The 7078-nt window shown below is 51.0% G+C and carries 5 protein-coding genes; all 5 read right to left on the bottom strand.

Annotation, left to right across the window (positions count from 1 at the left end; all coding sequences use genetic code 11):
• The coding region (locus V3U24_05885) for a DUF6029 family protein (GenBank protein ID MEE9166972.1) at window positions 1-1734 on the bottom strand (1734 nt) is incomplete at its 3' end.
• 9 nt (window positions 1735-1743) lie between these two features.
• Window positions 1744-2256: a TlpA disulfide reductase family protein gene (locus V3U24_05880; protein MEE9166971.1), complete on the bottom strand. Its 513-nt coding sequence runs from the start codon at window positions 2254-2256 to the stop codon at window positions 1744-1746.
• Window positions 2253-3551, bottom strand: a complete 1299-nt coding sequence (locus V3U24_05875; GenBank protein MEE9166970.1) for a hypothetical protein — start codon at window positions 3549-3551, stop codon at window positions 2253-2255. Before V3U24_05875 ends, V3U24_05880 begins: the two co-directional genes overlap by 4 nt.
• Window positions 3552-3584: 33 nt before the next feature.
• Window positions 3585-5297 (bottom strand): glutamine--tRNA ligase/YqeY domain fusion protein, encoded by a 1713-nt coding sequence (locus V3U24_05870; GenBank protein MEE9166969.1) that lies wholly within the window; start codon window positions 5295-5297, stop codon window positions 3585-3587.
• Window positions 5294-6751, bottom strand: coding sequence for a glutamate--tRNA ligase (gene gltX / locus V3U24_05865; GenBank protein ID MEE9166968.1), 1458 nt, complete (start codon window positions 6749-6751; stop codon window positions 5294-5296). Before gltX ends, V3U24_05870 begins: the two co-directional genes overlap by 4 nt.
• Window positions 6752-7078: the final 327 nt, after the last annotated feature.

The raw sequence follows: 7078 nt of genomic DNA, 5'->3' as shown, positions 1-7078 counted from the left end.
ATTCCGGAGTATTTCCTCGAGCCAGCTGTCGTTTTCCGGATCCACATTTTGAGGTTGATCGTTCTTGACGCGAGAGGCATGGTCATAGACAAAACCGACCGAGAACCGTGAAGGTTTTCCCAAGGTCACTGCAACGTATCGATAGTAGAAAGGGACCTTTGTTGTTCTGTCAGTGACCACACTGTCGACGTGACCCGATTCTCTGTCTTCGAAAGCGAGGAACGTCTTCAAGTTCGACTTCTCCAATTGATGTTCCCACCGGATGTCGAGACCCCAGTTTGCGGGCAGGCTGAATGAGAACTCAAACGGTGTGGAAACCAGGTCCCGTCTCTCCCACGAAATAGCATACTTGGCATGACGGGATAACCAGCCGGACGCTCCGGCTCTCTCCGTCAGAGACTCATCGTAAGCGATAACTTCGCTTGTGGAGGCGACCATTCCTCTGATATCCAATTCGAGATCATCAACATAGTAGTCTACTTCCAAATAAAATTCCCGGTAGGGAAAGAATTTCTCACCAGCATCCATCCAGAGCACGTTAGGGATTGTCGTCATTTTCCACTCGGTGGAGAAGTCGGGCCGGATGATCCTGGCGTGGGCTGAATGGCGACTGCTGTGAGCTGTGTTAAAAATCAGGAACAGATCTGGACTCATCCGGTAATTAAACTCAATCTGGATGCCCACCTCATCTTCAAAATCCATAACATGAGGCGTTCGCGACAGGAGAGTCGACGTGTGTTCTCTGAACGCTGTGGGTGGACTCTGAACGATGCTGCGTCGGCCCAATCTGAGTGGAAGATTCAATCGCTTGTCAGGATTACTATAGTCAAGAGCGTAGTTCTTATATTCAAGCGTTATTCCCCATCTTCCCGGGTAAAGGGAGAAACTGGCATATCCCCCGCTCCCCATCCTTCGTTTGTCGTAGTGCAGAGACTTCACAAGAGCAGAAGAATAGAGACTGTCCGCAAGAGAGATTTCGTGGCCTCTTACCATAAACTCAACATAGAGGTCATAATTAGTCCCGAAGTATTCAGAAAAAAATCCTGGAATATTGGATCGTGTTTCTACGTTCATGGAATCCATTACTTCATAGTGACCGGACACAGATCTTACCTTGCTGAACCACGGATTGGAGGCATTCACGCGAACAAAATAGCCGCCCAACCTTAGACCCGGAAAAAGATTTTCCCTCGTGAGTGTAACGGCTCCAACAGTGGCGTCATCGGAGAAATCACGTTTGCGAGGATTCACCCCGGGTCCCTGAGGCAGATATCTACCGCTGTTCGCCCGGCCCGCGAGGAGATCCAAAGAGAATCCACGAAGCGGCTTCACTTCCATGCGGAATCCCCTGAGTGAGGAATCCCAGTCGATCGCTTGATTCTCCCACATATTGAGCCCCAGACCCCGGCCGATCTGGCCATACAGGTCCCCGACGCTGGCCGTGTATTGCTTCCCTTCCCACGTGAGACGGAATTTTCTCAAACCAGCATGGTCGGGACCGATTTGTGGGGGCGAACTGAATTCAAAGTCTGACCAAAAAGAGAAATCCCCATACCCCGCGGTAACCATTAAGAAGTTTTCACGATACAGATATGGCGTACTGGAGGCTGCTCTGAGCTCGCTCCCTGGCAAAAAACCCTCACCGTACTTCAATGATATTCCGGCGGAGACATAAGGTGACCCACCGGATAAGAGTACAATTCCAGTTGCGAGGAGGGCAAGAAGCCTTGCCATCAGGAGAGACTAGCGAGCGAATTGAGGGAGGGACCCGGTGCGGGATGAAAGAAGGGATTGAATCTCTTTTTCCAGTTTCTTTTCGTCACCGGGAACATACCCCACGTGCCGGTACACAATCGTGCCCGTTCTGTCTACCAGCAACGTAAAGGGTAGGGAGTTGCCGTTCATGCGGCGAAAACTCTCCTGGGACGGATCGAAAGCCACGAGGAAATCATAGCCTTTTGACCGGACATAATTCCTGACCTTTGACCGGCTTCGTTCCGTGTCGAGGTTGATCGCCAGTACCCGAAAACCGTCATCTCGATACCTGTCTTCGAATTCGTTCAAGAATCTCATGGCTTTCAAACAGGGAGCGCACCAGAGGGCCCAAAAATCGATGAGCATAGGTCCACGGGCTACCTCCTTTTCTAAGGAGATGCTTTCACCTTCTGACGCTTCAAGCGTCAAGGACGGAATCTGATCGATTTGACCGAGAGTTGTACTCCAGGCAATAACGATGATAGACAGGTAATACTTCATAAAATGTTTGAGAGAAACGTTGTAAGTTCAATCTCTGGAACAAATTCTACTTGAACACGGGAATAGCTTCCTGCCTCCTTTTCCGGCACATCCAGCTCATAAGTGGCACTTATTTCTGCTGACTCCATTGTTACCTGCAGTGACCAGCCGCTTACCGAGAAAGCTACGAGGGGGGAGAAGACATGTTCTGTCGTGAACTTGACATTCTTTGAAGTCTGCCTGTGCCAGTACGGATCTGCCGAATCGAGAATCACTAACCGGATATTCCCACTCTTGTCGAGAAGCTGTATCACGGGGACAATTCTGAAAGCACCTCGACTAATTCGTTTTTCAAGATTGCCCGGGATCTTGAACTTCCTTCGGGAGAACTCAAGAGACGTGATAGAGCCGTCCTGCCGTATTCCGGTGTAGGGCAGCGAGGAAAGCATATCCTTGATAAGGTTTTCTCTCAGAGAATACTTAACGGGAATCGAAAGTCGAACACGGTCATCCTTCCTACTCCGGTCCATTTTGAGCGACGGTTTCCCGATGTCAACGGAATAGGGGTTTTTCGAGATCCTCGAGAGGATCGTTTCCAGTAACTCAGCGTCTTCAGAAGGGAAGTCCACCGCGTTTCCAGAACCGTCAAAGGAGAAATCGCGGTAATATCTTCCCTCGGATGCTCCTGTGTCACCCCCCTTCGCGCGGGCTCCGATATAGAGGTCCATTGACTCTTCCAACTCTGAGAGAGCATCCGACAGAGAGGAGCTCATTTGACTGACCTGTTCGTGATACTCCGGGGGTTCGGCCCTTGCTAGCGGAGGCCGAAGAACACCACCGGTTTGCGCGGGAATCTGATCACGGAGGGCAGCACTGACATCGGTGAACAGATCGCTCCCCAACTTTGAAATTAGATTCACCGATCCCATCGTGGTTATCTTACTCAACTCCTTCCAGTTTGAAATATTGAGCAGCTGAACATTGACCGTGATACGATCAAGATCACGGACAAAGCTCCCCATGACGAGAACATTTCCGGTGCCTCTGGGCTGCCTGAGAAATACGGATCGGTCCTGAAGTATCTGTTCCAGCTCCGTCCTCCCGAAAATTCGCACGCCGTCGAATTCGCTGAAGCCTTCTTTGATCATGTCGACAAAACCGTTGCTCAGCCAGGCCACGGAGGGATCCGATCTGAGATTGTCAAAGTCGAGCAGATAGAGATTGACCACACGGGGCGCGGGATTTCCCGCAAGCATGACAGAAATGAGGCTCAGAACGGGAAAGGAGGTCACAATCCTTCTGTGGATAACTCGCATCTTATTCCAATGTATGAGGGAGGCATCAATTTTTCAATCGCAATTTTCAGTGGTTGAGAGCCTAGCTTTTTCTATCTTCACCCAGGTATCCCGCAAGGGGACCGTCCTGCTAAAAACCGGCATTCCCTGCGAAGATTCCACCGGGTCCGCATAGTAGTAACCCAGTCTCTCAAATTGATAATGATTCCCCGGTTTTGCGTGGATGAGTGCCGGCTCCAAACGGCATCGGGTGAGGGTCTTCAGGGAGGAATCGTTGAGATGGCGTCTGAAATCTCCCCCCTTCTTTTCCCCGGAGGGATTGGGTATTGAGAAAAGTCTATCATAAAGACGCAATTCTCCCTTGAGAGCATGATCCGCTGATACCCAGTGAAGTGTCCCCTTCACTCTTCTCCCATCAGGGGAGGACCCTCCCCGGGACTCTGGATCATATGTGCAGCGCAGTTCCTCTACTTCACCCGTTTCCCTGTTCTTGATCACATCCACGCAGGTAATGAAATAAGCATAGCGCAGCCGGACTTCCCGACCCGGCGCAAGACGGAAAAATTTTTTCGGGGGATCCTCCCGGAAATCGTCCCGGTCAACATAGATTACTCTGGAAAAAGGAATTGTCCTGGTGCCCATGCCGGGATCCTCAGGATTATTTACCGCCTCCAATTTCTCAACCTTGCCTTCGGGATAGTTGTCCACGACTACTTTGAGGGGATCCAAGACCACCATGGTTCTTGGGGCCCGTTTGTTCAGGTCTTCGCGTAGACAGTGCTCAAGAAGGCTTATGTCCGCCGTTGCCTCCCTCTTTGCCACGCCAACTTTCTCGGCAAATCTCCGTATCGATTCCGGAGTGAATCCCCTTCTGCGCAGTCCCGATATGGTCGGCATGCGAGGATCGTCCCATCCCTTGACGGCCCCGCCATCCACTAATTCAAGCAGCCTCCGCTTACTCATTACGGTGTAGCTCAAGTTCAGGCGGGCAAACTCAATCTGCTGAGGACGGTAGACATCCAGTTGTTCTAGAAACCAGTCGTATAGTGGACGGTGGTCCTCGAATTCAAGAGTGCAAAGGGAATGGGTAATACGCTCAATCGAATCTTCGAGTCCGTGGGCCCAGTCATAGGTAGGGTATATGCACCATTCATCCCCCGTGCGGTGGTGCGAAGCATGTAGAATTCGATACATGACCGGATCACGCATGTTCAAGTTCGGGGATGCCATATCAATTCTTGCCCGGAGGACACGGGTACCATCCTTGAACTCTCCTCCTCGCATGCTCTCGAACAGATCAAGATTTTCCTCGGCAGTACGATTCCGGAATGGACTGTCCCTGCCCGGTTGCGTCAACGTCCCACGGTATTCCCTGATTTCACGCGCGCTCAAGTCGTCAACGTAAGCCTTGCCCAACTTGATCAACCGTATTGCCAGGTCATACATCTCTCCGAAGTAATCGGATGCATAATAAAGCCTATCTCCCCAATCGAATCCGAGCCACTCAATGTCTTCCATAATGGACTTGACGTACTGGGCCTCTTCCTTGGTGGGATTGGTGTCATCAAAACGCAAATTGCACAAACCTCCGTACTTCTCCGCAAGGCCGAAATTCAGACATATTGACTTGGCATGTCCAACATGCAAATATCCGTTCGGCTCAGGGGGAAACCGAGTGTGAACTTGTCCGTCGTACTTCCCCGTCCTCAAATCGTCTTGAATGATCTGCTCAATGAAGTTCCCTGCCGTTTGCTCTTGTTTTTTCATCCGGCAGACGGTTCCTCCTGGCGCGGGTGAGAAGAACTGGGCAACTTCCTCAACGCCGTCTCCAACCTCCTGATACAGGTTTCACTTCCCAACATCTCCATGAGTAAGAAGAGAGACGGACCTTTGGGAACGCCGGTCATCGCCAATCGCGCTGCATGAATAAGACTGCTGGACTTGACGCCCCTTTCCGCAGCCAGTTGCCGCAATTCGGACTCAAGGGTTTCTTGATCCCATTCTTCCAGTTGTGTCAATCGCTCGGCATAGCTTGTAATCAACTCACTTGTTGACCTGTCTTTCCAGCGTTTCCTGGCCGTTTTCTCATCATAAACGGAAGGATCTACGAAGAAAAAATCTGAGTTTTCCATTATTTCCAAAAGCGTTTTGAGACGCTTCTTCTGCACATCTAAAACATTCAGGAGATAATCCTTGTCCACGTTCGCCCTCCACTCCGGTGCCATGTCCTGTATCCTTTCCCACAAGTCCGCTGCGGAACGACCTGCCATATGCTGGCCATTCATCCACTTCAGTTTCTTTTCGTCATACACAGCTGCCTTTTTCTGAATCTGTTCCAGGCGAAATGTTTCCATCAACTCACTGGGCTCGAACACTTCCTGTTCCGTGTCGGGATTCCAACCCAGGAGGGCGAGATAATTCAAAAGTGCATTGGGCAGATAGCCCATCTTGCGAAATTCGTGCACGCCAAGAGCTCCGTGCCGCTTACTGAGCCGTCGTTTGTCCGGCCCCAGAATCATGGGGAGGTGAGCAAACTCCGGAGTACTCCTGCCCAATAGTTGATAGATAACTATCTGTTTGGGAGTGTTGGTGAGATGGTCGTCACCACGTACTACATGAGTGATTTTCATGTCTGAGTCATCCACCACAACCGTCATATTGTAGGTTGGTGTCCCATCGGTGCGCTGAATGATGAAATCGTCAATCTCCCTGTTCGACACGGTGATGAGCCCGTAGATTCGATCATGAAACGCAACCTCCCCCTCAGGAATTCTTATTCGAAAGCAAAAAGGATCGGCACGGTTCAATCTAAGTTGAATCTTTTCCACCGTTAGATTTCGACATTTGCCGGAATACCCATACCCTTCGCCACTCCTGGCCGCTTTTTCCCTCTCTTTCTTCAGTTCCTCGACGGTACAAAAACATCGGTAGGCGTTCCCTTCAGTCAACAACTTCTGAACCGTATCAAGATGAAACTCACTTCGCCCCGACTGGAAGACGGCCGGCCCATCCCAATCAAGATTCAGCCATTTCAGCCCGTCGAACATCTGATCAACATATTGCCGTTTTGATCGCTTGACATCTGTATCTTCGATTCTCAGGTAAAACTTCCCCCCACTCTGACGTGCGAAAAGGTAGTTGAAAAGGGCGGTTCTGGCACCGCCCAGGTGGAGTTCTCCCGTGGGACTGGGTGCGAACCTGACGCGAGGAGCTGCGGCCATACAACGAAAGTTACGGGAGGAAGTTTGGAAGAACCAAGAGCCAAGAACTAAAGGGGCAGTTGACACTTGGCCCCGCTTGGCAGGATTTCCCAGCCTCCCCTCCCGTTTGGTGGGGGGCTGGCAGGCGCTGCGCTCCAACAGTTGGCAGCGTTAGATGTTATGGGTTATGAGTTATGTGTTAGACGGCTTACGTATCACGTCGGAGCGAATCGTAGATCCCGATGACTATCGGGGCATCACGGATTACGCATCACGAGTCAATAGCGCGGAGGCGGTAGGATTCGCCAGAGTAACTTGTGAGTTAGAGTGGTGCAGGGTTTCCATTCC

The organism is Candidatus Neomarinimicrobiota bacterium (genome assembly GCA_036476315.1).
GTDB lineage: Bacteria > Fidelibacterota > Marinisomatia > Marinisomatales > S15-B10 > JAZGBI01.
The sequence above is the reverse complement of the archived record's forward strand: the minus strand, read 5'-3'. Positions and strand labels throughout refer to the sequence as shown.

Bases quoted from the DNA above. Each gene is read 5' to 3' on its own strand.
- V3U24_05880 (MEE9166971.1), bottom strand. From the start codon at position 2,256: ATGAAGTATTACCTGTCTATCATCGTTATTGCCTGGAGTACAACTCTC.
- V3U24_05870 (MEE9166969.1), bottom strand. From the start codon at position 5,297: ATGAAAAAACAAGAGCAAACGGCAGGGAACTTCATTGAGCAGATCATT.
- V3U24_05875 (MEE9166970.1), bottom strand. From the start codon at position 3,551: ATGCGAGTTATCCACAGAAGGATTGTGACCTCCTTTCCCGTTCTGAGC.
- gltX (MEE9166968.1), bottom strand. From the start codon at position 6,751: ATGGCCGCAGCTCCTCGCGTCAGGTTCGCACCCAGTCCCACGGGAGAA.